The organism is Streptomyces sp. NPDC047917, from assembly GCF_043204345.1.
GTDB lineage: Bacteria > Actinomycetota > Actinomycetes > Streptomycetales > Streptomycetaceae > Streptomyces > Streptomyces sanglieri.
On sequence record NZ_JBIDCA010000012.1, the window covers coordinates 133,205 to 158,953 of the forward strand.

A 25,749-nucleotide genomic window follows, 5' to 3' on the forward strand; every position below is an offset into this window, starting at 1 on the left:
GGCCCACAGGGGCGGACCAGGCTGGCACTCGCACATTCGTGCTCACGCTCCGCACCCAGAAAGCCCCTGCCGCAGATGCACACGTCCCCCGGACCCGGCGCCTTCGAGGCGCTTCTCCCACATGCGGGGAGGAGGTGCCGGGCATGGTGCGCCATGTGATCCGCAAGGCGGCCGGCTGGCTCCTGATGATCGTGGTCGCGACCAACGCCACGTACTTCCTGGCCAGTTGGTTCCTGGACCCGCGGTCGAACTTCAAGGAGCTGCGCCCGGTCCGCAGCGAGGCCCAGATCGACCGGGCCCTCGCCCCGTACAACCTGAGCCCGCAGGAACCCCTGGTCCACCGCTGGTGGGACTGGTTCAGCTCGGTGGTGCTCCACTTCGACTGGGGCAGGTCCCCCACCGGTGTCTCCGTCAACGGCGAGATCGGCTACCGGGCGCTCATCAGCGGCGAACTGGTCATCATCGCGACCGTCCTGTCCGTGGTCGTCGGCGTCACGCTGGCCGTGTACACCGCGTCGCGGCAGTACGGCTGGGCCGACCGGATCTCGCAGGCCGTGTCCATCGCCGTGTTCAACGTCCCGACCTCCGTCGCCGCGCTCGCCGTGGTCTTCGTCGCCATCTGGCTGAACCAGAACGCCGGGCTGCACTTCCTCTACGTCGCCGGTGAGAACTCGCCGGGTGTCGAGGGACTGTTCCCGACGATCGGCGACCGCCTGCTGCATCTGATCCTGCCGACCCTCAGCCTGACGCTGATGGGCTACGTCGGCTACCACCTGACGCAGCGTTCGCTGCTGCTGGACACGATCGACGCGGACTTCGTACGCACCGCCCGGGCCACTGGCCTCACCAGGTCCAGGGCGATCCGCAGGCACGCCCTGCGCGCCTCGCTCATTCCGACGGCGACCTCCGTGGCGTTCGGCATCCCGGCCATGTTCACCGGCGCCGTCATCACCGAGACGATCTTCGGCTGGAACGGCATGGGCCGCTACTTCATCCAGACCATCGCCAAGAACGACGTGCACGGCACGGTCGCGACCGCGGCCTTCGCCGCCGCCCTGACCGCGATCGGCGCGATCCTCGCGGATGTCGCCACGGTCTTCCTCGACCCCCGAGTGAGGGTGAACTGACGTGGCCACGGACATGACGACCGACACCGCGTCCGGTGCGACGCCGACGGATCCCGCCGCGCGGCAGGCGGACGTGCCCCACCTCGGACTCGGCCGGCTCTACCTGCGGCGCTTCCTGCGCAACCGGCTCGCCGTCGCCGGGGTGGTGATCTTCGTGCTGCTGGTGCTGTTCAGCCTGTTCGGCGGGATGTTCACCCCCTACGCGTACTCCGACGCCGACTTCGCCGCGCTCACCCGACCACCGAGCGCCACCCACTGGTTCGGCACCAACCAGGGCGGGAACGACGTCTACGCCTCCGCCGTGCACGGGCTCCAGCGCTCCCTGGCGATCGCCGTGAGCGTCTCCGCGCTGACCATCGTCGTCGCCGCGGTCGTCGGCTCCAGCGCCGCGTACTTCGGGGGCCGGGCGGAGAGGGCGACGCTCGCCGTCATCCACTTCCTGCTGGTCGTCCCCTCGTTCCTCATCCTCGCCCTGGTCTCGCACCGCCTCGCCGGGGACTGGCGGGTCCTGATCGTCGTACTCACGGTGTTCGGCTGGATGTCCACCGCGCGGGTCATCTGGTCCGTCTCGACCTCGCTGCGGGAGAGGGACTACGTGACGGCCGCCGAGTTCATGGGCGTCAGCGCGCCGCGCATCATCCTGCGCCACATCATCCCCAACCTCGGCTCGCTGCTGATCGTCAATCTGACGCTCGGCGTCGTCGCGACCGTGCTCAGCGAAACCGCCCTGTCCTTCCTCGGGTTCGGCGTCCAGACCCCTGACGTCTCCCTCGGCACGATGCTCGCGGACGGTGCGAGCACCGTCACGAGTGCCCCGTGGCTCTTCGCCTTCCCCGCGGGTCTGGTCGTCCTGCTCACCATGTCGATGACCTTCGTCGGCGACGGGCTGCGCGACGCCCTCGACCCCACGTCCGTGACCGGTGCGGCAGGAGGCCGACGATGACCCTCACCACCCCGGCCGGACCGCCGGCGGCCACCGGCGACACCCCGGTGCTCTCGGTGCGGGACCTGCGGGTCGCCTTCCCCTCGGAGGCAGGCCCCGTCGAGGCGGTGCGCGGCATCGGCTTCGACCTGCTGCCGGGCCGGACCCTCGGCATCGTCGGCGAGTCCGGCTCGGGCAAGTCGGCCACCGCGATGGCCGTGATGGGCCTGCTGCCGCCCGCCGCCGAACTGCGGGGCCGGGTACTGCTCGGCGGACAGGACCTGATCGGCCTCGGGGACAAGGAGCTCTCCGCGGTACGGGGCAACTCCATCGGCATGGTCTTCCAGGACCCGCTGTCCGCGCTCACGCCGATCTTCTCCGTGGGCCGGCTGCTCTCCGACGCCCTGCGCGTCCATCAGGACCTCACGAAGCGGGCGGCCTGGGAACAGGCGGTCGAACTGCTCGATCTCGTCGGCATACCCGACCCGCGGGGCCGGGCCAAGTCGTTCCCGCACGAGTTCTCCGGCGGCATGCGCCAGCGCGTCGTCATCGCCATGGCGATCGCCAACAAGCCGTCCGTCCTCGTCGCCGACGAGCCCACCACCGCCCTCGACGTCACCGTGCAGGCCCAGATCCTGGACGTCCTGCGACTGGCACAGAAGGAGACCGGGGCCGGCCTCGTCCTCATCACCCACGACCTCGGGGTCGTGGCCGGCCACGCGGACGACATCGCCGTGATGTACGCGGGCCGGTTCGTGGAACGGGCGGGCGTCGACGAGCTGTTCCGCCGGCCGGCCATGCCGTACACCGCGCGGCTGCTGGCCGCCGTGCCCACCGTGGACAGCGGGGTCCACCGCCCCCTGGTCCCGATCGGCGGGGAACCGCCCGTCCTCGTGGACCTGCCCGGCGGCTGCCCCTTCGCCGGCCGCTGCGCCGTCGCCCGGGACGAGTGCCGGGCCGACGAGCCCGAGCTGCGCGAGATCACCGGACACGGGCACGTGGCCTGCCTGCGCGCGGACGAGATCGCCGACGGAACCCTGGACGCCGCCGGGGAGACCGGGACGGACGGCGCTCCGGACGGCGCCGGGACCGCGGTGGCCGGTGATGTGGTGCTCCGGGTCGAGGACCTGGTCAAGACCTTCCCGGTCACCAAGGGCGCCCTCCTCAAGCGCCGGGTCGGCACGCTGCACGCCGTCAACCGGGTGAGCTTCGAGCTGCGCGCCGGGGAGACCCTGGGGCTGGTGGGCGAATCGGGCAGTGGCAAGACCACGACACTGCTGGAGGTCCTGAGGCTGAAGCAGCCCGAGGGCGGCCGGATCGAGATCGCCGGCACCGACGTCGCGGCGGCCGGTTCCGCCGCGCGGGTACGGGAGTTGCGGCAGGACGTACAGATCGTCATGCAGGACCCGCTGGGGGCCCTGAACCCCCGGCTGCCGGTCTTCCAGCTGCTCGCCGAACCCCTCCGGGCCACTGGCCGGGACCGCGAGTCCATTCGCGCCCGGATCCACGAACTGCTCACGCTGGTGGGCCTGGACGCCTCGGTGAGCGGCCGCTTCCCGGCCGCGCTCTCCGGCGGCCAGCGCCAGCGGGTCGGCATCGCCAGGGCCCTGGCGACCGAGCCGAAACTGCTCGCACTCGACGAGCCGCTCTCGGCCCTCGACGTATCGGTGCAGGCCGGGGTGATCAACCTGCTGGCCCGGCTCAAGCGCGAACTCGGCCTCGCCTACCTGGTGGTCGCCCACGACCTGGCCGTGGTCCGGTACATCTCCGACCGCATCGCGGTGATGTACCTCGGGCACATCGTCGAGACCGGGGACACCGAGACGATCTTCGCCGACCCGAAGCACCCCTACACCCGGGCGCTCCTCTCGGCGATCCCGGTGCCCGACCCGCGGCGCGAACGCGCCCGCGAACGGGTCGTGCTCCGGGGCGAGCAGCCGAGCGCCACCCGGCCACCCGCGGGCTGCGTCTTCGTCGACCGCTGCCCCCTGTACCGCCTCGCCGACGAGGAGGTGCGCCGGCGCTGCCGCACCGAGCGCCCCGAGCCGACGGCGGTGGCCGGACGTCCCGGCCACCAGTACGCCTGTCACGCCGTCTGAGCCCCGCCGCACCCCTCGCGCACGCCATTCCTCCCCGCCTCACCGAAACCAGAAGGAGCCCTTCCGCCATGCGCGCAAGACTGGCCCTGCCCATCGCCCTCGTCGCCGCCGTCTCGGTCGCCGCCACCGCCTGTGACGCCTCGTCCGGGAAGGCCGGGTCCGACGCGGCGGGCAAGGACGCCCCCGAGGCCGCGTCGGCCGCGGCCGACTACAACCCGGTGCCGTACGACCGGATCAAGGACGGTGGCACGTACACCACCGCCGGTACCTTCGACGACCAGGGCAACCCCTTCAACGTCAACGCCACCCTGACCGCGTCCCGCGTCTGGGCCTGGTACAACGCCGACGCGATCACGTACTCGCCCACCGGCGAGGTGCAGTACAACCCGGACTACTACAGCGACGTCGAGGTCTCCGTCGAGGGCGGCAGGCAGACGGTCACGCTGACCATCAACGACAAGGCCGCCTTCAACGACGGCACCCCGATCGACTGGACCGCGATCGAGGCCACCTGGAAGGCCAACAACGGTTCGGACAAGGCGTTCGACACCTCTTCCACCGATGGCTACGACCAGATCTCCTCGGTCCACCAGGGCGCGAACGCCAAGCAGGCCGTCATCGGGTTCAAGGGCGTCAACGCCTCCTGGACGACCCTGTTCACCACCTTCCTGCACCCGAAGGCGGCCACCGTCGCCAACTTCAACAAGGCGTACGTCAAGAAGGCCCACCCGGAGTGGGGCGCGGGTCCGTACACGGTCGGCGAGTGGAACACCCACTCCGGCGGCATCACCTTCGTCCGCAACCCGAAGTGGTGGGGCAAGAAGGGCAGGCTCGACAAGCGCGTCTACGTCAACCTGGAGTCGACCGCGGCGGTCAACGCCTTCAAGAACGGCCAGCTCGACTACACCTCGGCGGTCGACGCGGAGAGCCTGAAGCAGGTCAAGGGGCTCAAGGGGACGGAGATCCGCAGCGGCGGCAGCCCCTTCGAGTACTCCCTCTACTTCAACACCAAGTCGGCGAACCTCTCGGACACGGCCGTCCGCAAGGCCCTCCAGCAGGGCATCGACCGCTCCCAGATCGCGAAGATCCAGTTCCAGGGGCTCGACTACAAGGAGCCGCTGCCCGGTTCGGCGGTGCTGTACAGCTTCCAGAAGGGCTACCGGGACAATGTCTCCGCCGTTGTGAAGTACTCACCCGACGAGGCGGAGAAGACGCTCGACGCGGCGGGCTGGAAGCCCGGCGGCGACGGCATCCGGGTCAAGGACGGCAAGAAGCTGGAGGTCGGCTACACGATCCTCGGCGACCAGCCGCTGGACAAGGCGATCGCCGGTGCCTTCACCGCCATGCTGAAGCCGATCGGCGTCGAGGTCGTCACCAGGAAGGCCGACGAGGCGGACTTCTCGAAGATCCTCAGCGAGCGCAGGTTCGACCTCTTCCTGTCCGGCAACCGCTCCATGGACCCGTTCGGCGCCCGCTACCTGTGCGACTTCTACTGCTCCGACCGTGACTCCAACATCACCGGCGCCGGAACGCCGGCCCTGGACAAGGAGATCCGCGCGACCACCGCGATAGCCGACCTCGACGAGCAGGTGAAGGCGGTCAACGAGGTCGAGCAGAAGGCACTCCGGCAGTACGCCTTCCTGCCGTTGTTCAGCGGCCCCTCGACGTACAGCGTGAAGAAGGGCCTCGCCAACGTCGGCGCCACCATCTTCCACAGCCCGCTCCCCGAGACGGTGGGCTGGGAGAAGTAGCCCGCACACGGCCCGGCCCCGGACCCGGTGCGGTCGCCGACCGCACCGGGTCCGGGGTGCGTCAGACGGTGTCCCACCGCGCACCGTCGTACGCCCGCCCGATCCGCCGCATCAGCTCCTCGTCCACCACGAATTCCACGGTGTCGATCCGCCCGACCGGCGCGATGCCCTGCGAGTTGGTGAGGAACGCCGACCGGAACGCGCCCAGCCCGTCCAGGGTCACCGGACGCCGTACGGACTCCCGCCCCGCGCCCGGCAGCTCCCGCTCCAGCAGTGCCATGGTGATGCCGGTCAGACACGGCGCGTCGGGCCAGACCACCGAAGTTCCGTCCCAGAAGCCGACGTTGGTGATCGCGCCCTCCGTCACCGTGCCGTCCGGCAGGGTCAGCAGGGCCTCGTCGAACCCGGCGCGGGCGGCCAGCCGCGCGTAGTACGTCTGGCCGAACTCGCCGGGCCGCTTGATGTGCGGCACGGTGCGGGCGTACGGGACGGACATCAGGGCGTGCGGTTCGGCGGACTTCCGGGCCGGCCCGCGCACCGTGACCATGACGGTCGTCTCCGTGTCACCCGGCGGCAGATAGCCGTACACCCGGACCGAGGCGTCCCGCACCCCGGCGCCCTCCAGCGCGTGCCGGATCAGCGCGCGGACCCGCTCCCCGTCGAGCGGGCGCTCGAACAACTCCCGGTTCGCGCCGTCCAGCCGGGCCAGATGCAGATCGAGGCCGCGTACCCTTCCGTCCCTGACCTGCATGGCCGTGAAATGGCCGTAGCCGAGGAAGGCCGGAATCCGCAGGTCCGCCTCGGTGGCCGGACGGCCGTCGAACTCGGCGTACGGGAAGGGCTGGTGCGGGTGAGTCGTCATGCCTCCACCGTAGGCCCGGCGAAGCGCGATGCGACGGCCCCGGGACCGGGCGCCGGGGGAGCGGTCAGGGCGGTCCCTGGTGCGGGTACCCGGTCAGGAGCACGGCGGTCGTCGGGGGCGCCGTTCGGCAGCAGTTCGCGTCGGGCGGCGGTGCGGTCCCGCCCGGCGGCGTCGCGGAGCGCCCGGAACTGTGCCTCGGGCCGCAGGCCGGAGCTCTGTCTCACACCCTTCGACTCGACGGTCAAACGGTGCCCGTCGAGGTGGAGCAAGCCCGGCGGTGTCGGCATCGACACGTTGTTGTCGCGCTCTTCCGGGGCGATGAAACGGGGGTGCTTGTCGCGAAAGGCGACAACACGCCCGTCGGCCGTCGGGCCGGTGAACCGGTCCTCCGGCTTCCACGGCACGGGTGGTGCGACCGGCTTCGCGCTCGACGCGTTCCGCACCCGCGCCCGGTATCGGTGCTGACGACCGCGAGGTGCGTGCCCGCCGGGTCGAAGACGAACGACGCGGGCTAACAGCAGCCCCCCCCCGCGGATCCCTGACGGCGATTTGCCGTACGCGTCGAACCGGCGTCCCCGAGACATCACGGTACGCACAACCACCGTGCGGAACACGCGATTCGGCGGACTGACGGCCGGTGCGGACACGGGAGCCGGGGAGTCCCGCGGGCCCGGTCCGTACGGAGCTTGACCTCAACCATGGTTGACATACGAGTCTCTCCGCATGGACCTCATCACAGCACCGTCATCCACCGCACCCACGACCGGCTCCACCGCCCCCCTGAAGGTCGCGGTCATCCTCGCCAGCAACCGGGAGGGGCGCTTCGCCCCCGTCATCTCCGACTGGTTCCTCTCGCACACCGGCTCCCACCCGGAGATCGAGACCGATCTGGTCGACGTCGCCGGACTCGGCCTCCCGGTCGCGCTCTCCTTCCGGCCCGACGACGAGTCGCGGGAGCGGCTCGCGGCCGTCGCGTCCAGGCTGGCGGCGGCCGACGCCTTCGTCGTCGTCACCCCCGAGTACAACCACTCGTACCCGGCCCCGCTGAAGAACCTCATCGACTGGCACCGCGACGAGTGGCAGGCCAAACCTGTCGCCTTCGTCTCGTACGGCGGGGTCTCCGGCGGGCTGCGCGCCGTCGAGCACCTGCGGCAGGTCTTCGCGGAGCTGCACACCGTCGGCATCCGCGAAACGGTGTCCTTCCACAACGCGGGCGCGCTCTTCGACGACGACGGCAGGCACCAGGACCCGGCGGGCTGCGACGCGGCGGCCAAGGTGCTGCTGGACCAGCTGGTCTGGTGGGGGCATGCCCTGCGCGAGGCCAAGGCGGTCCGCCCGTACGGCGCCTGACCCGGGAGCGCTGCGCCGCGCCGCCGCGTCCCCGACAATCGACGGGTGCCGGGACATCCGGCGATCCGACCCCGCAGGAGCCGAAAGTGACGACGCCGGCATGGCTGACCGTACTGACCACGACGGACAGTGAGGAGAAGGCCCATGCCCTGGCACAGGGCGTGGTGGAGGCGCGGCTCGCCGCCTGTGTACAGATCTCCGCGCCCGTCACCTCGGTCTACCGCTGGCAGAACGCCATCGAGACCACCGAGGAGTGGCAGCTGCTGATCAAGACGACAACGGAGCGGTACGGCGAACTGGAGGCCCATCTGGAGGCGGCGCACGACTACGAGACCCCGGAGATCATCGCGATCCCGGTGGTACGGGGCAGCGCCGGCTACCTCGCCTGGGTCTCGGCCGAGACCGCACCCGTCACGTCCCTGTAGCCCCGGAGGATCCGGGGCCGCGGGGCCTACCGTTCGGGCGCCGCCAGCGCCTCCCCGATCCCCGTCTCCCGGGGCCCCAGGAAGTGCGGATCGGGCTTGAACAAGGCGTCCAGCGCCGCCTTCCCCGCCGCGAACACCTCCCGCGTCCCGCCGTAGTACCAGGTCGCGTCGTGCTTGGCGTCCACGCCGACGCCGTACGCGTCGATCCCCGCGGACCGGCACAGGGCGATCGCCCGGCGGATGTGGAACCCCTGGCTCACCAGCACCGCCCGGTCGACCCCGAAGATCTTCTTGGCCCGTACGCAGGAGTCCCAGGTGTCGAACCCGGCGAAGTCGCTCACGATCCGCTCGTCCGGCACCCCGTGCTCCTTGAGATAGGTGCGCATGGCATCCGGCTCGTCGTACTCCTCCCGGCTGTTGTCCCCGGTGACGAGTACGACCTTCACCTTCCCGTCCCGGTACAGCTCGGCGGCGGCCTTCAGACGGTTGGCGAGATACGGCGACGGTCTGCCCTGCCAGAGCCCCGCCCCGAACACCATGACCACCTGTTGCGCGGGCGCGTCCGCGGTCGTCCTGACCCGGGCGTCGGCGACGGAGTACATCCAGGTCATCGGCGCCAGCCCGGCCACGCACGCGAGCATCACCGCCTGCACGGCCCGCCGCTGCCCGCGCCGCGTCCGCGGCAACCGCGGCCGCAACCGCCCGAGCAGCTGCCGTCCCGGCCACTTCACCCGCATGGGAGCCCCCTCTTTCCGTACCGCGTTCGGTCGTTCCGCCTGGGCGCCCCACTCGGCCGTCCCACTTGATCGGACGATCCGGAGGCCGAAAGGGTTCTCGGACGGACGGGACGAATGCCGCACGCCCCACCGGACCGGGGCGCGCGCGCCGCCGGGCGGGCCGCCCCTTAGCATCGCCCAATGCTGCGTCCACGACTGATCGCCTCCGATCTCGACGGCACCCTCCTGCGCAACGACGGCACCCTCTCGCCCCGCACGCTGCGCGCCCTGCGCACCGCCGAGAGCGCCGGCGCGGAGATCGTCCTCGTCACCGCCCGGCCGCCCAGGTTCGTCGACCGGCTCGCCGACGCCGCGGGCTTCGGGGGGACGGCGGTGTGCAGCAACGGGGCGATGGTGTACGACATCGGGACGCGTACCGTCGTCTCCTCCCGCGCCCTGCCGCTCGCCACCGCCCGCCGCGTGGCCACCACGCTCGCCGCCGCCGTGCCCGGGATCGGCTTCGCCCTGGAGACCGGCAACCACATCCTGTACGAGCCGGCCTACCGCCTGCGGCTCTCCGAGGACACCGGCGCCGAGCTGCCCGTACCGTCGCTCGCGGACCTCTGGCTGGCCGACGTCCCGGTCACCAAGCTCCTCGCCTGGTCGGACCGGCTCGACGCGGACGCGTTGCTGGCAGCCGCCGAGGCGGGGGCCGTCGACGGGGTGCAGCTCACCCACTCCGGCGGGCGCGGGCTGCTGGAGATCAGCGCGTCCGGGGTCACCAAGGCGGGCACCCTGTCGGTGCTGTGCGCCGGGCGGGGCATCGACGCCGCGGAGGTCGTCGCCTTCGGCGACATGCCCAACGACCTGAGCGTCCTCGAATGGGCAGGCGCCGGTTACGCGATGGGCAACGCCCACCCGAGCGTGCTGGCCGCGATAGCGACGCACACGCTCAGCAACGAGGAGGACGGGGTCGCGGACGTCATCGAGCGGCTCTTCGGCGCCGCCCGCTGAACCCCGCCGCACGCGGCCCGTCACCCGCCCGCAACGGCGCCGCAACCTCTCTCCCGCACCATCGAGCCATGACGCAGCCGGCACCGGCACCAGCCCAGGAGTCCCTGCCCCTCGACAGCACGGCGCAACTGCTGACCCGTTTCACCGCACAGCTCGGCACCCAGCTCTGCCTGGTCACCCGGAACGGGACCCGCAGGCCCGTACCGGCGGACGCCCGGCCCCGGGACGACGCCCGGGGCGTATCCGCAGGGAAAACCTGATGAACCGCAGGAAAAACCTGATGAACGGACATCTCGGGGCGGCCGCCTGAGCCTTCTTGTCGGTCCGGCCGTTTACTGTCGGAACCATGGACGGCATGGACGGCATGGACGGCACGCAGGGCATGGACGGCACGCAGGACCACGGCACCGGTCCCTACGGCCGGCGCGACGCCGAGCGCTGGGACACCGAGCCGGACAAACGGCCGGGCCGCACCGCGTTCCAGCGCGACCGCGCCCGGGTGCTGCACTCCGCCGCGCTGCGCCGGCTCGCCGGGAAGACCCAGGTGGTCACCCCGGGCACCCGCGGTCACGCCTGGGACGCCAGCCCCCGGACCAGGCTCACCCACTCCCTCGAATGCGCCCAGGTCGGCCGGGAGCTCGGGGCGGCACTCGGCTGCGACCCGGACCTCGTCGAGACGGCCTGCCTCGCCCACGACCTGGGCCACCCGCCGTTCGGGCACAACGGAGAGCAGGCGCTCAACGACTTCGCGTCGGACTGCGGGGGCTTCGAGGGCAACGCCCAGTCGCTGCGGCTCCTGACCAGAATCGAACCGAAGCGCTTCGTCCCCGACACCCGCACCGGCGAGCTGGTCAGCGTCGGACTCAACCTGACCCGTGCCGCCCTGGACGCCGCCACCAAGTACCCCTGGCCGCGCGGCGCACACCCCACCGACCCCGGCTCGCCGAAATTCGGGGTGTACGAGGACGACCTGCCGGTCTTCGAATGGGCCCGCGAGGGGGCGCCGAAGGACCGCAAATGCTTCGAGGCCCAGGTCATGGACTGGTCCGACGACGTCGCCTACTCCGTGCACGACTTCGAGGACGGCCTGCACGCCGGGCACATCGACCCCGACTGCCTCTACGCCGAACCGGAGCGGAACGCGATCTGGGCGGTCGCCGTCGGCCGCTACGTCCCGGCGGACACCGAGCCCCAGGAGCTGGCCGACGCGCTGGACCGGCTCATCGCCCAGGACTGGTGGCCGCACGGCTACGACGGCTCCGCCGTCGCCCAGGCCCGGCTGAAGGACGCGACGAGCCAGCTGATCGGCCGGTTCTGCCTCGCCGCCGAGAGCAGCACCCGGCAGGCCCACGGTACGGGCCGCCTCGGGCGGTACGCCGCCGAGCTGGTCGTGCCCCGCGAGGCCCGCAACGAATGCGCCGTGCTCAAGGCGGTCGCCGACCGGTACGTCATGCAGCGCGCCGAGCAGGAGGCGATCCGCGCCGACCAGCGCATCGTCATCGCCGAGCTGGCCGCCGCCCTCACCGCGCGCGCCCCGGAGGGGCTGGAGCCGCAGTTCCGGGCGCTGTTCGACGCCGCCCGCGACGACCGGGCCCGCAAGCGGGTGCTGGTCGACCAGATCGCCGCCCTGACCGACGCCTCGGCCCGCTCGCTGCACGCCGCGCTCACCGGAAACCGCCGGTGACCGGCCCGCGGGGCCCCGTCCGGCCCGACCCGATTCCGCCGCGTCTGCGAGCCGCGCCCCGCGTCGGGGCCGGCGCCGCGCAGACTGGACCCGGCCACTGGGTGTGACCTGATCGGGGTACACCCTCTTTCGCCATCACACTGCGTGCGGGACGCTCGCAGTTGGCGGCGCCGCGAAGCAAGCACCGAGGAGGCATCAAGTGGTCGACGCACATCGGACGTTCGTCATCGTCGGCGGAGGACTGGCGGGAGCGAAGGCAGCCGAGACGCTCCGGGCGGAGGGTTTCAGCGGCCGGGTGATCCTGCTCGGCGACGAACGCGACCATCCGTACGAACGGCCCCCGCTCTCCAAGGGCTATCTCTCCGGCAAGGAGGAACGGGACAGCGTCTTCGTCCACGACACCGCCTGGTACGCGGGCGCCGACATCGAACTGCACCTGGGACAGCCGGTCACCGCACTCGACCGGGAGGCCCGCTCCGTACGGCTCGGCGACGGCACCGTCGTCCACTACGACAAGCTGCTGCTCGCCACCGGAGCCGAGCCGCGCCGCCTCCCCGTCCCCGGCACCGAGCTGGCCGGCGTCCACCACCTGCGCCGCCTGGCCCACGCCGACCGGCTGCGCAACGTACTGGCCGCGCTCGGCAGGGACAACGGCCACCTGGTGATCGCCGGGGCCGGCTGGATCGGCCTGGAGGTCGCGGCGGCGGCCCGCGGCTACGGCGCCGAGGTCACCGTCGTCGAACCGGAGCCGACCCCGCTGCACCAGGTCGTCGGCCCCGAGCTCGGCCAGATCTTCACCGACCTGCACAGCGACCACGGGGTCCGCTTCCACTTCGGGCTCCGCCTCACCGAGATCATCGGCCAGGACGGCCTGGTGCTCGCCGTCCGCACCGACGACGGCGAGGAGCACCCCGCCCACGACGTGCTCGCCGCGATCGGCGCCGCGCCCCGTACCGCCCTCGCCGAGACCGCCGGGCTCGCGATGGCCCCCCGCGCGGACGGCGGCGGCATCGCCGTCGACGCCTCGCTGCGCACCAGCGACCCGCACATCTTCGCGGCCGGTGACGTCGCCAACGTGGCCCACCCGCTGCTCGGCGCCCGGCTGCGCGTGGAGCACTGGGCGAACGCGCTGAACAGCGGCCCGGCCGCCGCCCGCGCCATGCTCGGCCAGGACGTCAGCTACGACCGGGTGCCGTACTTCTTCTCCGACCAGTACGACCTCGGCCTCGAATACTCCGGCTGGGCGCCGCCGGGCAGCTACGACCAGGTGGTCATCCGCGGCGACGCAGGGAAGCGGGAGTTCATCGCCTTCTGGCTGAAGGACCGCCGGGTGCTGGCCGGGATGAACGTCAACGTGTGGGACGTCACCGAGACCGTGCAGGGGCTGATCCGGTCCGGCCGGCCGGTCGACCCGGACGCGCTGGCGGACCCGTCCGTACCGCTGGAATCCCTGGGCTGAGCGCGGCCCGGCCGTCCCGCCGGGGCTCCCGGACGGGACGAGCCGGCCGGTCCGCGCCGCACCGGCGGTTCCAGGGATCACATCGGCGCGCTCCACGGCTGTCCCACCCCACCCGTAGACTTCACCCGTGGCAGGCAGGATCAATGACGACGACGTGAAGGCGGTACGGGACGCGGTCCCGATCGACGCCGTCGTTTCCGAGTATCTCCAGCTGCGCAACGCGGGCGGTGGCAACCTCAAGGGACTCTGCCCCTTCCACGACGAGAAGTCCCCCTCCTTCCAGGTGAGTCCGAGCAAGGGCCTCTTCCACTGCTTCGGCTGCCAGGAGGGCGGCGACACGATCGCCTTCGTGCAGAAGATCGACCATCTGACGTTCGCGGAGGTCGTCGAGCGGCTCGCCGCGAAGGCCGGCATCACCCTGCGGTACGAGGAGGGCGGGTACAACCCCTCCCACCAGCGCGGCGAGCGCATCCGGCTGGTCGAGGCGCACAAGGCGGCCGCCCGGTTCTACGTCGAGCAGCTGGACGGCCCGGAGGCCGAGATCGGCCGCAGGTTCCTCGCCGAGCGCGGCTTCGACCAGGCCGCCGCCGCCCACTTCGGCGTCGGCTACAGCCCGGCCGGCTGGGACCACCTCACCCGCTATCTGCGCGGCCAGGGCTTCAGCGACAAGGAGCTGATCGCCTCCGGCCTCTCCCAGGACGGCAGGCGCGGCCCCATCGACCGCTTCCGCGGCCGGCTGATGTGGCCGATCAGCGACACCTCCGGCGACGTCGTCGGCTTCGGCGCCCGCAAGCTGCGCGACGACGACAACGGACCGAAGTACCTCAACACCCCCGAGACCGCGATCTACAAGAAGTCCCAGGTGCTGTACGGCATCGACCTGGCGAAGAAGGACATCGCGAAGGCCAGCCGGGCCGTGGTCGTCGAGGGCTACACCGACGTCATGGCCTGCCACCTCGCCGGGATCACCACCGCCATCGCCACCTGCGGCACCGCCTTCGGCGGCGACCACATCAAGATCCTGCGCCGCCTCCTGATGGACAACGGCAGCGCCCGCGTGATCTTCACCTTCGACGGTGACGCGGCCGGGCAGAAGGCCGCCCTGCGCGCCTTCGAGGACGACCAGAAGTTCGCCGCCGAGACGTACATCGCGATCGCCCCGGACGGCATGGACCCCTGCGATCTGCGCCTGGTCAAGGGCGACGAGGCCGTCCGCGACCTGGTCGAACCCCGCACCCCGCTCTTCGAGTTCGCGCTCCGCCAGATCGTCGGCCGGTACGACCTGGAGACCCCGGCCGGACGCGGCGCCGCGCTCGACGAGGCGGCCCCCGTCGTCGCCCGGATCAAGAACAGCTCCTCGCAGCACGAGGTCGCCGTCCAGCTGGCCGGCATGCTCGGCATCCTGGACACCCAGTTCGTGGTCAAGCGGGTCGGCCAGCTCGCCCGCTGGGCCCGCGAACGGGGCGACCAGCGGGGCCCAGGCCAGGCCCCCTCCCGCGGCGGCCCCCGGCAGCAGCAGGTCCAGGCGCCCCCCGCCACCCCCTCGGGCCCCGCGCTCAACCTCCGCAGCCCCGCCCACCGCACCGAGCGCGAGCTGCTCAAGCTCGCCCTGCAGAAGCCCGCCCTGGTCTCCCCGGCCTTCGACGCCTACGGGGCCGACGAGTTCACCGCCCCGCCGTACGCCGCCGTACGGCAGTGCATCGCGGAGGCCGGCGGCGCCGAGCTGGGCGTCCCCGAGACCCGCGAATACCTGGTCCAGGTCCTGGACGCGGCGCCCAACGACACGGTCCGCAACCTGGTCACCGAACTCGCGGTCGAGGTATTCCACGGAAAGACCATCGACGAGACCTACGCGGGCATGCAGCTCGTCCAGGTCAGGCTGCGCGCCGTGGACCGCCGGATCGGCGACGTACAGGGCAGCCTCGCCCGCCTCGGCAGCAATGTCGCCCCCGACCACCTGGCGGCGGCACAGAACGAGGTCTGGGTCCTCCAGCAGTACGCCCAGTCCCTGCGCAACAACGGGGCCGACGCGCTCTGACGCCCCGCCCCGGCGACCGGAGCGCCCCCGCGTAACCGGCCGGTCACGGACCGGGCTCAGAAAGTCCCCGCACGCCCCTCGTGGCAGCGATGTGTCTTCCCCCACACTGGGGTGCGGTGCCTGAGACATCGGAGCGCGGCCGGCCCATCGAACGGTGGTCCTCCATCCCCGCGGTCCGGCAGCGATCACCTGGAGGTCGCCCCCGTGCAGACCCGGACCCTGACCGAAACCGAGCACGTCTCGGCCATCCCCGCGCAGAACCGGGCCGTGCACCATCCGGAGGCCGAGGTGGAGCCGCCGATCCCCGACGATCCGCCCGACCCGCCCGAGGTGCTCATGGAGGAGCCGCCGCAGGCGCCGGAGCCGTCCGGGGCCCGGAGACGCCCGGAGACCGCCGGTCCGTCCTCCGACCTCTTCCGCCAGTACCTGCGGGAGATCGGCCGGATCCCACTGCTCAGCGCCGCCGACGAGGTGGAACTCGCCCGCCGCGTCGAGGCCGGGCTCTTCGCCGAGGAACGGCTCGCGAGTACCCCGGACCCGGACACCCGGCTGGCCGTCGACCTCGACCGGCTGGTGGTCATGGGGAGGATGGCCAAACGTCGCCTCATCGAGGCCAACCTCCGCCTCGTCGTCTCCGTCGCCAAGCGCTACGTCGGGCGCGGGCTGACCATGCTCGACCTGGTCCAGGAGGGAAACCTCGGGCTGATCAGGGCGGTCGAGAAATTCGACTACGCCCGGGGCTACAAGTTCTCCACGTACGCGACCTGGTGGATCCGCCAGGCCATGTCCCGTGCCCTCGCCGACCAGGCGCGGACCATACGGGTCCCGGTCCATGTCGTCGAGCTGATCAACCGAGTCGTACGCGTCCAGCGCCGGATGCTCCAGGAACGCGGCTACGAGCCGACGGCCGAGGAGGTCGCCGGCCAGCTCGACCTCACCCCGGAACGGGTCGGCGAGGTCCTGCGGCTCGCCCAGGAACCCGTCTCGCTGCACGCCCCGGTCGGCGAGGAGGACGATGTCGCCCTCGGCGACCTGATCGAGGACGGCGACGCCGCGTCCCCGGTCGAGTCCGCCGCGTTCCTGCTGCTGCGCGAGCACCTGGACGCGGTGCTCTCCACCCTGGGCGAGCGCGAGCGCAAGGTGGTCCAGCTGCGCTACGGGCTGGACGACGGGCGGCCGCGCACCCTGGAGGAGATCGGCAGGATCTTCGGCGTGACGCGCGAACGCATCCGCCAGATCGAGTCCAAGACCCTCAGCAAACTCCGCGACCACGCCTTCGCCGACCAGCTCCGCGGCTACCTCGACTGACGCGTGAGGGCCCGCACCGCCGGGCGGCGGCACGGGCCCTCACGTCCGAACAGGGAGCGCTGCTAGTCGACTTCGGCGACCGCCTGCGCGAACTGTGCCGAATACAGCCGGGCATAGGCGCCCTCCTCGGCCAACAGCTCGTCGTGGGTGCCCTGTTCGACGATCGAGCCGTTCTCCATCACCAGGATGATGTCGGCGTCCCGGATGGTGGAGAGCCGGTGCGCGATCACAAAGCTCGTACGGCCGTGGGCCAGCCGTGCCATCGCCTTCTGGATCAGCACCTCGGTACGGGTGTCGACGGAGCTCGTCGCCTCGTCGAGCACCAGGATCACCGGGTCGGACAGGAACGCCCGCGCGATGGTGATCAGCTGCTTCTCGCCCGCGCTGACACCGGAGCCCTCGTCGTCGATCACCGTGTCGTAACCGTCCGGCAGGGTGCGGATGAACCGGTCGGCGTGGGCCGCCCTCGCCGCCTCCTCGATCTCCTCGCGGGTGACCTCGCGCGATGCCCCGTACGCGATGTTGTCCGCGATCGAACCGCCGAACAGCCAGGTGTCCTGGAGGACCATGCCGATGCCCTGCCGCAGGTCGTCGCGGGACATCCTCGTCACGTCGACCCCGTCCAGCGTGATCCGGCCGCCCGTCACCTCGTAGAACCGCATCAGCAGGTTGACCAGGGTGGTCTTGCCGGCCCCGGTCGGGCCGACGATCGCGACCGTGTGACCCGGCTCGACGTTCAGCGACAGGTCCTCGATGAGCGGCTTCTCCGGGTCGTAACGGAACGACACCTTCTCCAGCGAGACGCTGCCCCGCAGCTCCTTCGGACGCTGCCGCTCGTCGGGCGCGGGGTCGGCGCCCTGCTCCTCGGCGTCCAGCAGCTCGAAGATCCGCTCGGCCGAGGCGACACCCGACTGCACCAGGTTCGCCATCGAGGCGACCTGGGTCAGCGGCATCGAGAACTGCCGCGAGTACTGGATGAAGGCCTGTACATCACCGATCGACAGCGTGCCGGACGCGACCCGCAGACCGCCCACGACGGCGATCAGCACATAGTTCAGGTTGGAGACGAACATCATCAGCGGCTGCATGATCCCGCTGTTGAACTGCGCCTTGAACCCGGCCTCGTACAGCGCCTCGTTCTGCTCGGCGAAGTCCCGCGCGGACTCCTCCTGGCGGCCGAAGACCTTCACCAGGGTGTGCCCGGTGTACATCTCCTCGATGTGGGCGTTGAGCTTGCCCGTCACCTTCCACTGCTGCACGAACTGCGGCTGCGAACGCTTGCCGACCTTCGTCGCCACGACCGCCGAGAGCGGCACCGTCACCAGCGCGACCAGCGCCAGCAGCGGCGAGACCCAGAACATCATGATCAGCACGCCGACGATGGTGAGCAGCGAGTTGATGAGCTGGCCCATCGTCTGCTGCATCGTCTGCGAGATGTTGTCGATGTCGTTCGTCGCCCGGCTGAGCACTTCGCCGCGCTTGGCCTGGTCGAAGTACGACAGCGGCAGCCGCGACAGCTTCGTCTGGATGTCCTCGCGCAGCTGGAACACGACCCGGTTGATGATCCGGATCGACAGCCGGGTCGACACCAGCATCAGCAGACCGGCACCGACATAGACCGCCAGCGCCAGCAGCAGTACGTCGCCCACCGCGCCGAAGTCGATGCCGTGACCGGGGACGAAGTCCACCTTGGAGAGCATGTCGGCCAGGCCGCTGTTGCTGTTGTGCAGGCTCTCGACGGCCTGCTCCTTGGTCGTCCCCTCCGGCATCTTCCGGCCGACCACCCCGGCGAAGACCAGGTCGGTCGCCCGGCCGAGGATCTTCGGCCCGACCACCGACAGACCCACGCTCAGCGCACAGGCCAGCAGCATCACGTACAGCGAGGTCCGCTCCGTCGCGAAGCGCTTCAGCAGCCGCTTCGAAGACCCCTTGAAGTCCATGGACCGGTCGGTCGGCGCCCCGCCCGCCATCATGCGTCCGCCAGGCCCGGCCATTACGCGGCCTCCGCTTCCGTCAGCTGGGAGAGCACGATCTCCCGGTACGTTTCATTGCCGTCCATCAGCTCGTGATGGGTACCGGAGCCGACCACCCGGCCCTCGTCCAGCACCAGGATCCGGTCCGCGTCGCGGATGGTGGACACCCGCTGCGCCACGATCACCACGGTCGCCTCGGCCGTCTCCCGGGAGAGCGCCCCGCGCAGCGCGGCGTCGGTGGCGTAGTCGAGCGCGGAGAACGAGTCGTCGAACAGATAGATCTCCGGGCGCTGCACCAGGGTCCTGGCGATGGCCAGCCGCTGCCGCTGCCCGCCCGACACATTGGTGCCGCCCTGCGAGATCGGCGCGTCCAGACCGTGCTCCAGCGCCGTGACGAACTCCTTGGCCTGCGCGACCTCCAGCGCGTGCCACAGCTCCTCGTCGGTCGCGTCCGGGTTTCCGTACCGCAGATTGGTCGCGACCGTCCCGGAGAACAGATACGGCTTCTGCGGAACGAGACCCACGGTCCTCGCCAGCAGCGCCGGTTCCAGCGTCCGCACGTCCGTGCCGTCGACCAGCACCTGGCCGTCCGTCACGTCGAACAGCCGCGGTACGAGACCGAGCAGCGTCGACTTCCCGCTGCCCGTCGACCCGATGATCGCGGTGGTCTCGCCGGGGCGGGCCACCAGATCCACCGACCGCAGCACCGGCTCCTCGGCGCCCGGGTAGCGGAAGTCCGCGCCGCGCACCTCCAGATGACCGTGGGCGAGCAGCTTGCGGACCGGCTTGACGGGCGGGACCACGCTGGACTCGGTCTCCAGGACCTCCTGGATGCGCTCGGCGCAGACCTCGGCGCGCGGCACCATCATGAACATGAAGGTCGCCATCATCACCGACATGACGATCTGCATCAGATACGCGAGGAACGCGGTCAGCGCCCCGATCTCCATGCCCCCGCTGTCGATGCGGTGGGCACCGAACCAGATCACCGCGATCGAGGAGACGTTCACGACCGTCATCACGGTGGGGAACATCAGCGCCATCAGCCGGCCCGTGGACAGTGCCACGTCCGTCAGCTCGGTGTTGGAGCCGCGGAACCGCTCCTCCTCGTAGCCGTCCCGGACGAAGGCGCGGATGACGCGGTTGCCGGTGATCTGCTCGCGCAGGACCCGGTTGACCGTGTCGACCCGCTCCTGCATCGTGCGGAACAGCGGGCGCATCCGCTTCACGATCAGGCTCACCGCGATGCCGAGCACCGGCACCACCGCGAGCAGCACTGCGGACAGCGGGACGTCCTGACCGAGCGCCATGACGATGCCGCCGACGCACATGATCGGGGCCGACACCATCAGCGTGAACGTCATCAGCACCAGCATCTGGACCTGCTGGACGTCATTGGTCGTACGGGTGATCAGCGAGGGCGCCCCGAAGCGCCCGACCTCACGCGCCGAGAAGGACTGCACCCGGTCGAAGATCGACGCCCGGACGTCGCGGCCGAGCGCGGACGCGGTGCGGGCGCCGATGTGGACGGCCCCCATGTTGCAGACCACCTGGGCGATGCTGACGGCGATCATGATGCCGCCGAATTCGAGGATGTAGCCGGTGTCCCCCTCGACGACACCGTTGTCGATGATGTCGGCGTTCAGGGTGGGCAGATAGAGGCTGGCGCAGGTCTGCAGCAGCTGGAGGAGGACCAGCAGCAGGATGGGTTTTCTGTACGGACCGAGATAGGCCCGCAGGATTTTTATGAGCACGCGTGTCTCTCGGAGTCGGCAGAAGGCAGGAGTCGACCCATTTTCCGGCACCGGGGGGCGTGACTGCGAGCGTTTTTACTCAAGACCAGGTCAAAAAACAGACCGAGTACACAAGTGGAGGGGTTCGCATCGCTCCGTGTACTCGGCCCGTTCGCACGGCTGGACCGCTCAGGGCGCGGAGTCGAACGCCTCCGGGTGGATCTGGTCCCGAGTGGCCGTGTACTGCTGGCGCACCGCCTGCCCGACGGCCAGCTCCTCGCCCGGCTCCAGCACCTGCGCCGCGGCGCCCTGCCAGGCCGGGGGCGTGAGCGGATCGCCGGTCCCCTGCGAGACCGCCAGCGCCCAGGCCGCCTGCCGGGCCGCGCCCAGCGCCGCGTACTCGGCGGGCTGCGGCACGACCACCTGCGTACCGAAGAGAGCGGGCGCCAGCCCCTGCACGGCGGGCAGTTCGGCCGCCGCCCCCAGCAGGAACACCCGGCGCACCTCGACGCCCCGGCCGCGCAGCACGTCGAGTGCGTCGGCCAGCGAGCACAGCATCCCCTCGAACGCCGCCCGCGCCAGGTGCTCCGGCTTCATCGACTCGCGCCGCAGCCCGCAGAGCGTCCCCGCGGCGTGCGGCAGCCGCGGCGTCCGCTCGCCCTCCAGGTACGGCAGCAGCACCAGCCCGGAGGCCCCGGGCGTGGACTTCAGGGCCAGCGCGGAGAGCTCCTCCAGGCCCTCCGCGCCGAGCATCTCGGCGGTCCCGCGCAGCGCCCGTACCGCGTTGGACGTGTACACCACCGGAAGATGCATCCCGGTCGCGTCCGCGAACGAGGTGATCATCCCGTCCGGATCGGACAGCGCCTCGTGGTGCACCGCCATGACCGAGCCCGACGCACCCAGCGAGACCACCGCGTCGCCGACCCCGACGCCGAGCCCGAACGCGGCGGCCATCGTCTCGCCGGTACCCGCGGAGATCAGCAGCCCCTCGGGCGTCGTCCCGGCCGCGTCCGAGGGGCCGAGCACCTCGGGCAGCGCCGCCTGGTGTCCGAGCGCGAGCTCCACCAGGTCGGGCCGGTAGGAACCGCTGCCCGCGGACCAGTACCCGGTGCCGGACGCGGCACCCCGGTCGGTGGTCCGCCGGGCCGGGCGCCCCAGCAACTGCCACACCAGCCAGTCGTGCGGCTGGAGCACCGCGGCCACCCGCCGGGCCGCCTCCGGCTCGGTCCGCGCCAGCCAGCGCAGCTTCGCCACCGGCTGCGCGGCCTGCGGCACCGCCCCGACCGCCTCGGCCCAGGGCTGCCGCCCGCCGAGCCCGTCGACCAGATCGGCCGCGGCGGCCTGCGCCCGTTTGTCGTTGCCGAGCAGCGCCGGGCGTACGAGATTGCCCTGGCGGTCCAGCGGTACCAGGCCGTGCTGCTGGGCGGAGACGCCGATGGCCTGCACCCCTTCGAGCAGCCCGCCGCCGGCGGCCTCGCCGAGCGAGAGCAGCCATGCCTGCGGGTCGACCTCGGTGGCCTTCGCCTCGACGGGGTGTGCGGCGAACCCTCGGCGCAGCACTGCGCCCGTGTCCGTATCGCAGACGACGATGTGTGTGAAGGCGGAAGAACTGTCCAAGCCGGCGACTATCCCCATGCCCAAGATTCTGCCGCACCGCCGGACCGTTTCCGTACCGGTGGAGCGGCAGTGGTGGGGGTGGTGCCCCTATGTGTTGCTGGTGCCCCAGTCGTCCTCGCCGTTCCGGCCGCGGTCCCGCAGCGAGCGCACCCGGTCGGCAACGCCGGCCGGAACCCTCCCGCCCACCTTGTCGCTCACCGCGTGGTACGCCTTGCCGGCCAGGTCGCGGCCGCTCTGCGCGGCGGACTCGGCGGTATTGCGCACGGCCGGATTCTCGGCGAACCGGCGTGCGGACTTCTTCATCTGCTCGTAGCGCTCGCGCCCGGCCCGTGTCCCGATCACGTATCCGAGGGCCAGTCCGGCGATGAACGTGAGCCGGTACCGCATGGCTGCCACCCTTCCTTGGCTCAGCGCGGCGCTCGGTGCGGCGCTCGCTGCGACGTGTGCTGCCCGCCTACCCGCGGGCACCGGAGATCACCCCGGGGGATACCGATTGGCAAAGCACCCCCCTGCTTGCGCTAATGTATGTGTCGCAGCGAACGCGCGCCGCCCGGCAGCAGCCAGGTAGGTAGGGTTCGGTGCATACGCAGCAATCCCCTGTAGCTCAATTGGCAGAGCAGCCGGCTGTTAACCGGCAGGTTACTGGTTCGAGTCCAGTCGGGGGAGCGCGATCCCCTGTAGCTCAATTGGCAGAGCATTCGGCTGTTAACCGGAGGGTTACTGGTTCGAGTCCAGTCGGGGGAGCGGAACGGAAGAGGACCCCTCGGGGTCCTCTTTCGCATGTCCGGCGACCGCGGACACCGTGGTGCGTGTGGGGTGCAAGTGACTCTTTCGCGTGTACTTCGCTCCATCCGGAACCGGACGGCCGACCACGCGGTCTTCATGGTCAGGCGAAGCCGACCATCCGGAGCGAGAGATCGTATGACCGGCTATGCTGCGGCAGACGGCGCGCACACTTGTACGCGCCACGCCGAAAAGGGGCGGTAGCTCAGCCGGTTAGAGCAGCGGACTCATAATCCGTCGGCCGTGGGTTCGAGTCCCACCCGCCCCACTGCCGATGTTCCGGCAGAAACGTTATGACCTGCGTATACGTAGGTATCAGGGCCCTCACGGATTCCGTGGGGGCCCTCACCATAGCCCCGTCACGGGGTCAAGTGGCCGCGCCCCGGCCCGGCGGGTCGTGCCGGTGGGATCCGGTCGCGGGTCCGCCCGTTCCTTTCCGCCCGTTCCTTGTCGATGCGTCATGTCCGGAGAGTCACCTACGACAACGCTCTGAAGGATTGGGGTATTTCGGCACTTTTTATCCTTGATTACGGCTTCTACGACTTGTTGGTCACAGGGGTCGGACGTAGTGTCGAAAGTGCCGCAGCAAGAGCAAGGAGCGGCACAGTGAACTCCTCCAGAGGAGGCGAAGATGAAGGTTCGTAGCATCTTCGACCACAGGGACGGCGGTCGCGGCGGATACGGCGGCGGTCGTGGCGGATACGGCGGACGCGGATATGGCGGCCGTGGCGGTTACGGCGGACGCGGACGCGGACGCGGGTTCGGCTACTTCGACGACTACGGCTATGGCCGTCGTGGACGTGGCTGGGGTTGCTGACACCCTTCACCCCCGATCCCTGACATCAACTCGAGGCAGGCTCGCGCACCGCGCGGGTCCGCCTCGTTGTCTGGGCCCACTCCCATGACCACGGTCCATGGTCCGAGCACGTCCGTGATGTGATGCCCATGCGCTTTCGCAGCCCGCTCCAGCGTTCCGCCCGCGACGAAGAGCCGCCCGAGGACCCGGTGACGGATGTCCCGATCCGCACCGACCCCGTCAGCATCATGGCGTCCTTCAGGCGCTTCTGGCCCTTGACCAGAGGTGATCGGCGCTGGCTCGTCGTCATCTTCGTCTGTGCCGTCCTGGCCGCCCTCGCCGAGACCGTCACCGTCCTGCTGTTCGCCAAACTCACCGACACCGCCCTGCAGAGCGGCGATGTCAGCGCCTTCTGGAAGCCCGCCGGCCAGTGGCTCGCCGTGGCGGTCGCCGGTGCCGTGGTGGGGTACCTGGGCAGTTCGCTCGCGGCCTGGACCGCCGAGCGCTTCGTGCTGCGGCTGCGGGCCCGCGTCTTCGGCCATCTCCAGACGCTCCCGCCGCACTTCTTCCAGCGCAATCGCCGCGGCGACCTGGTGGAGCGGCTGACCGGTGACGTGGAGGCCATCGAGGCGCTCGTGGTCTCCGGCATCGTCGGGGCGGCGTCCGCGCTGTTCGGCACCATCTTCTACGCCGGCGCGGCCCTGTTGCTGCGCTGGGACCTGGCCCTGGCCACCTTCGTCATGGTTCCGATCCTGCTGCTGGTCACCCGTGGTTTCGCCAGGCCCCTGCGCGCGGTGTCCCGGCGCGGCCGGGCGGCGGACGGCGCCATCACCGCCGTGGTCGAGGAGACCCTGGTCAACGTCGTCATGACCCAGGCGTACAACAGGCAGCAGGACGAGGAGGACCGGCTCAGCAGCAAGGCGAGGATCCGGCTGAGGACCGCGGTGAAGGCCGTCCGTCTCACCGAGTTCTACGAGCAATTCATCGAAGTCCTCGAAACGTTGTGCGTCCTCACGATCATCGGCCTGGGGGCGTGGGAGATCTCGGCCGGCCGGATGACCCTCGGACAGCTGCTGGCCTTCGCCGCCTTCATCGGCTACCTCTACCCGCCGATCCGTTCGCTGGGCCAGCTCGGTCTGACGGCCACCGCCGCGACCGCGGGCGCCGAACGACTGCTGGAGATCCTCGACGCGAAGCCCTCCGTCACCGACCCGGGGGACTCGGTACCGGTGCCCGAGCACAGCCGGGCACTCGGTGAGGTGGAGGCGCGCCAGGTCTTCTTCCACTACCCCGGCAGCAGCGAGATGGTGCTCCGGGACCTCTCGTTCACCGCGAGTCCCGGGGAACTGCTGGTCATCACCGGCCCCAGCGGTGCGGGCAAGTCGACGCTGGCGGCCCTGCTGCTCAGGTTCTACGACCCGGAGACCGGCAGCGTCCTGCTGGACGGCGTCTCCATGGACCGTTTGCCGCTGCCCCATATCCGCCGCAACATCACGCTGCTCCCGCAGGACACGCTGGTGCTGCACGACACCATCGAGAAGAACATCGGCTGCGGACGCCCCGACGCGAGCCACGACGATGTCGAGCAGGCCGCGCGGGCGGCCGACGCCCACGCGTTCGTCGAAGCCCTCCCGGAGGGATATGACACCGTCATATCCACCGGCACCTCCCGGCTCTCCGGCGGCCAGTTGCAGCGCATCGCCATCGCCCGCGCCATGCTGCGCGACGCACCCGTGCTGCTCCTGGACGAGCCCACCACCGGCCTCGACCGGCTGGCCGCGGAACGCATCCTGGAGCCCCTGCGACGGCTGGCCCGCGGCCGCACCACCATCGTGATCACCCACGACCTGGCCCTGGCCGCGGACGCCGACCGCATCCTCGTACTGGACGAGGGGCGGCTGGTGGAGTCCGGCACGCACACTCAACTCCTCGGCCGGAGCGGCCTGTACGCCACGCTCTTCGAGCGCCGCTCCCGGCCGCACAACGGGACCGAGTACCCGTCCGCGTACGAATCCGCCCGGCCGTCAGGAATCCACTGGAGGTAGCCGGCCGCCGGCACGGAGCACGAACCGCACCACCGGGGCGGCCGGTT

Annotated in this window: 21 protein-coding genes and 3 tRNA genes; 17 read left to right on the top strand and 7 right to left on the bottom strand. The window is 70.9% G+C overall.

Going from position 1 to position 25,749, the window contains the following annotated elements; all coding sequences use genetic code 11:
* Positions 1-143: 143 nt before the first annotated feature.
* The 4 genes from ACGF8B_RS28395 (at position 144) to ACGF8B_RS28410 (ending at position 5,899) form a co-directional block, all read left to right on the top strand.
* Complete coding sequence (locus ACGF8B_RS28395) at positions 144-1,127, top strand: ABC transporter permease (RefSeq protein WP_392744054.1); 984 nt, start codon at positions 144-146, stop codon at positions 1,125-1,127.
* Positions 1,128-1,140: 13 nt separating this feature from the next.
* The gene (locus ACGF8B_RS28400; RefSeq protein ID WP_392744627.1) at positions 1,141-2,070 is read left to right on the top strand and encodes an ABC transporter permease; all 930 of its coding nucleotides are present in this window, start codon (positions 1,141-1,143) and stop codon (positions 2,068-2,070) included.
* Complete coding sequence (locus ACGF8B_RS28405; RefSeq protein WP_392744056.1) at positions 2,067-4,148, top strand: dipeptide ABC transporter ATP-binding protein; 2,082 nt, start codon at positions 2,067-2,069, stop codon at positions 4,146-4,148. Before ACGF8B_RS28400 ends, ACGF8B_RS28405 begins: the two co-directional genes overlap by 4 nt.
* 68 nt (positions 4,149-4,216) lie before the next feature.
* Positions 4,217-5,899, top strand: coding sequence for an ABC transporter family substrate-binding protein (locus tag ACGF8B_RS28410; protein ID WP_392744059.1), 1,683 nt, complete (start codon positions 4,217-4,219; stop codon positions 5,897-5,899).
* A gap of 61 nt (positions 5,900-5,960) precedes the next feature.
* Here ACGF8B_RS28410 and ACGF8B_RS28415 read toward each other — a convergent pair whose 3' ends face one another.
* Both ACGF8B_RS28415 and ACGF8B_RS28420 read right to left on the bottom strand, forming a co-directional pair.
* Complete coding sequence (locus tag ACGF8B_RS28415; protein WP_392744062.1) at positions 5,961-6,761, bottom strand: aminotransferase class IV family protein; 801 nt, start codon at positions 6,759-6,761, stop codon at positions 5,961-5,963.
* Complete coding sequence (locus ACGF8B_RS28420; RefSeq protein ID WP_392744064.1) at positions 6,758-7,204, bottom strand: hypothetical protein; 447 nt, start codon at positions 7,202-7,204, stop codon at positions 6,758-6,760. The genes ACGF8B_RS28415 and ACGF8B_RS28420 overlap by 4 nt, the downstream gene beginning before the upstream one ends.
* A 280-nt stretch (positions 7,205-7,484) precedes the next feature.
* On the opposite strand from ACGF8B_RS28420, the gene ACGF8B_RS28425 reads away from it, so the two are divergent.
* Together ACGF8B_RS28425 and cutA are read left to right on the top strand one after the other, a co-directional pair.
* Entirely contained in the window at positions 7,485-8,111 is a 627-nt protein-coding gene (locus ACGF8B_RS28425; protein ID WP_392744066.1) for an NADPH-dependent FMN reductase, read from the top strand.
* Positions 8,112-8,197: 86 nt separating this feature from the next.
* Positions 8,198-8,536 carry a divalent-cation tolerance protein CutA gene (gene cutA / locus ACGF8B_RS28430; protein WP_392744068.1) on the top strand — a complete coding sequence of 113 codons (339 nt, stop codon included), beginning with the start codon at positions 8,198-8,200 and terminating at the stop codon, positions 8,534-8,536.
* Between the two features lie 26 nt (positions 8,537-8,562).
* Here cutA and ACGF8B_RS28435 read toward each other — a convergent pair whose 3' ends face one another.
* The gene (locus ACGF8B_RS28435; protein ID WP_392744071.1) at positions 8,563-9,273 is read right to left on the bottom strand and encodes a vancomycin high temperature exclusion protein; all 711 of its coding nucleotides are present in this window, start codon (positions 9,271-9,273) and stop codon (positions 8,563-8,565) included.
* A gap of 180 nt (positions 9,274-9,453) precedes the next feature.
* Between ACGF8B_RS28435 and ACGF8B_RS28440 the strand changes: the two genes are divergently transcribed.
* The 6 genes from ACGF8B_RS28440 (at position 9,454) to ACGF8B_RS28465 (ending at position 16,755) form a co-directional block, all read left to right on the top strand.
* On the top strand, positions 9,454-10,266 hold the full coding sequence (locus ACGF8B_RS28440) for a Cof-type HAD-IIB family hydrolase (protein WP_392744073.1): 813 nt from the start codon (positions 9,454-9,456) through the stop codon (positions 10,264-10,266).
* A gap of 68 nt (positions 10,267-10,334) precedes the next feature.
* The gene (locus ACGF8B_RS28445) at positions 10,335-10,526 is read left to right on the top strand and encodes a hypothetical protein (protein ID WP_392744075.1); all 192 of its coding nucleotides are present in this window, start codon (positions 10,335-10,337) and stop codon (positions 10,524-10,526) included.
* A gap of 104 nt (positions 10,527-10,630) precedes the next feature.
* Positions 10,631-11,950, top strand: a complete 1,320-nt coding sequence (locus ACGF8B_RS28450; RefSeq protein ID WP_392744629.1) for a deoxyguanosinetriphosphate triphosphohydrolase — start codon at positions 10,631-10,633, stop codon at positions 11,948-11,950.
* Positions 11,951-12,149: 199 nt separating this feature from the next.
* Positions 12,150-13,409 carry an NAD(P)/FAD-dependent oxidoreductase gene (locus ACGF8B_RS28455; RefSeq protein WP_392744077.1) on the top strand — a complete coding sequence of 420 codons (1,260 nt, stop codon included), beginning with the start codon at positions 12,150-12,152 and terminating at the stop codon, positions 13,407-13,409.
* A 127-nt stretch (positions 13,410-13,536) separates the two neighbouring features.
* Entirely contained in the window at positions 13,537-15,447 is a 1,911-nt protein-coding gene (dnaG, locus tag ACGF8B_RS28460) for a DNA primase (RefSeq protein ID WP_392744080.1), read from the top strand.
* Between the two features lie 204 nt (positions 15,448-15,651).
* A complete protein-coding gene (locus ACGF8B_RS28465) occupies positions 15,652-16,755 on the top strand; it encodes an RNA polymerase sigma factor (protein WP_392744083.1) in 1,104 nt (367 codons plus the stop codon).
* Positions 16,756-16,817: 62 nt separating this feature from the next.
* Here ACGF8B_RS28465 and ACGF8B_RS28470 read toward each other — a convergent pair whose 3' ends face one another.
* The 4 genes from ACGF8B_RS28470 to ACGF8B_RS28485 all read right to left on the bottom strand — a co-directional run bounded on the left by ACGF8B_RS28470 (position 16,818) and on the right by ACGF8B_RS28485 (position 22,465).
* A complete protein-coding gene (locus tag ACGF8B_RS28470) occupies positions 16,818-18,749 on the bottom strand; it encodes an ABC transporter ATP-binding protein (RefSeq protein ID WP_392744085.1) in 1,932 nt (643 codons plus the stop codon).
* Positions 18,749-20,482 carry an ABC transporter ATP-binding protein gene (locus ACGF8B_RS28475; protein WP_342286837.1) on the bottom strand — a complete coding sequence of 578 codons (1,734 nt, stop codon included), beginning with the start codon at positions 20,480-20,482 and terminating at the stop codon, positions 18,749-18,751. Before ACGF8B_RS28475 ends, ACGF8B_RS28470 begins: the two co-directional genes overlap by 1 nt.
* A 168-nt stretch (positions 20,483-20,650) precedes the next feature.
* Positions 20,651-22,096 carry an FGGY family carbohydrate kinase gene (locus ACGF8B_RS28480; RefSeq protein ID WP_392744088.1) on the bottom strand — a complete coding sequence of 482 codons (1,446 nt, stop codon included), beginning with the start codon at positions 22,094-22,096 and terminating at the stop codon, positions 20,651-20,653.
* Positions 22,097-22,165: 69 nt separating this feature from the next.
* On the bottom strand, positions 22,166-22,465 hold the full coding sequence (locus ACGF8B_RS28485) for a YtxH domain-containing protein (protein WP_392744091.1): 300 nt from the start codon (positions 22,463-22,465) through the stop codon (positions 22,166-22,168).
* Positions 22,466-22,671: 206 nt separating this feature from the next.
* Here ACGF8B_RS28485 and ACGF8B_RS28490 point away from each other — a divergent pair.
* The 5 genes from ACGF8B_RS28490 (at position 22,672) to ACGF8B_RS28510 (ending at position 25,702) form a co-directional block, all read left to right on the top strand.
* Positions 22,672-22,744 (top strand) — tRNA-Asn (locus tag ACGF8B_RS28490).
* A 5-nt stretch (positions 22,745-22,749) separates the two neighbouring features.
* Positions 22,750-22,822, top strand: a tRNA-Asn gene (locus ACGF8B_RS28495).
* Between the two features lie 233 nt (positions 22,823-23,055).
* Positions 23,056-23,129, top strand: a tRNA-Ile gene (locus ACGF8B_RS28500).
* 363 nt (positions 23,130-23,492) lie between these two features.
* Positions 23,493-23,678, top strand: coding sequence for a hypothetical protein (locus tag ACGF8B_RS28505; RefSeq protein ID WP_392744093.1), 186 nt, complete (start codon positions 23,493-23,495; stop codon positions 23,676-23,678).
* Positions 23,679-23,806: 128 nt separating this feature from the next.
* Positions 23,807-25,702 (top strand): ABC transporter ATP-binding protein, encoded by a 1,896-nt coding sequence (locus ACGF8B_RS28510; RefSeq protein WP_392744096.1) that lies wholly within the window; start codon positions 23,807-23,809, stop codon positions 25,700-25,702.
* Positions 25,703-25,749 lie beyond the last annotated feature (47 nt).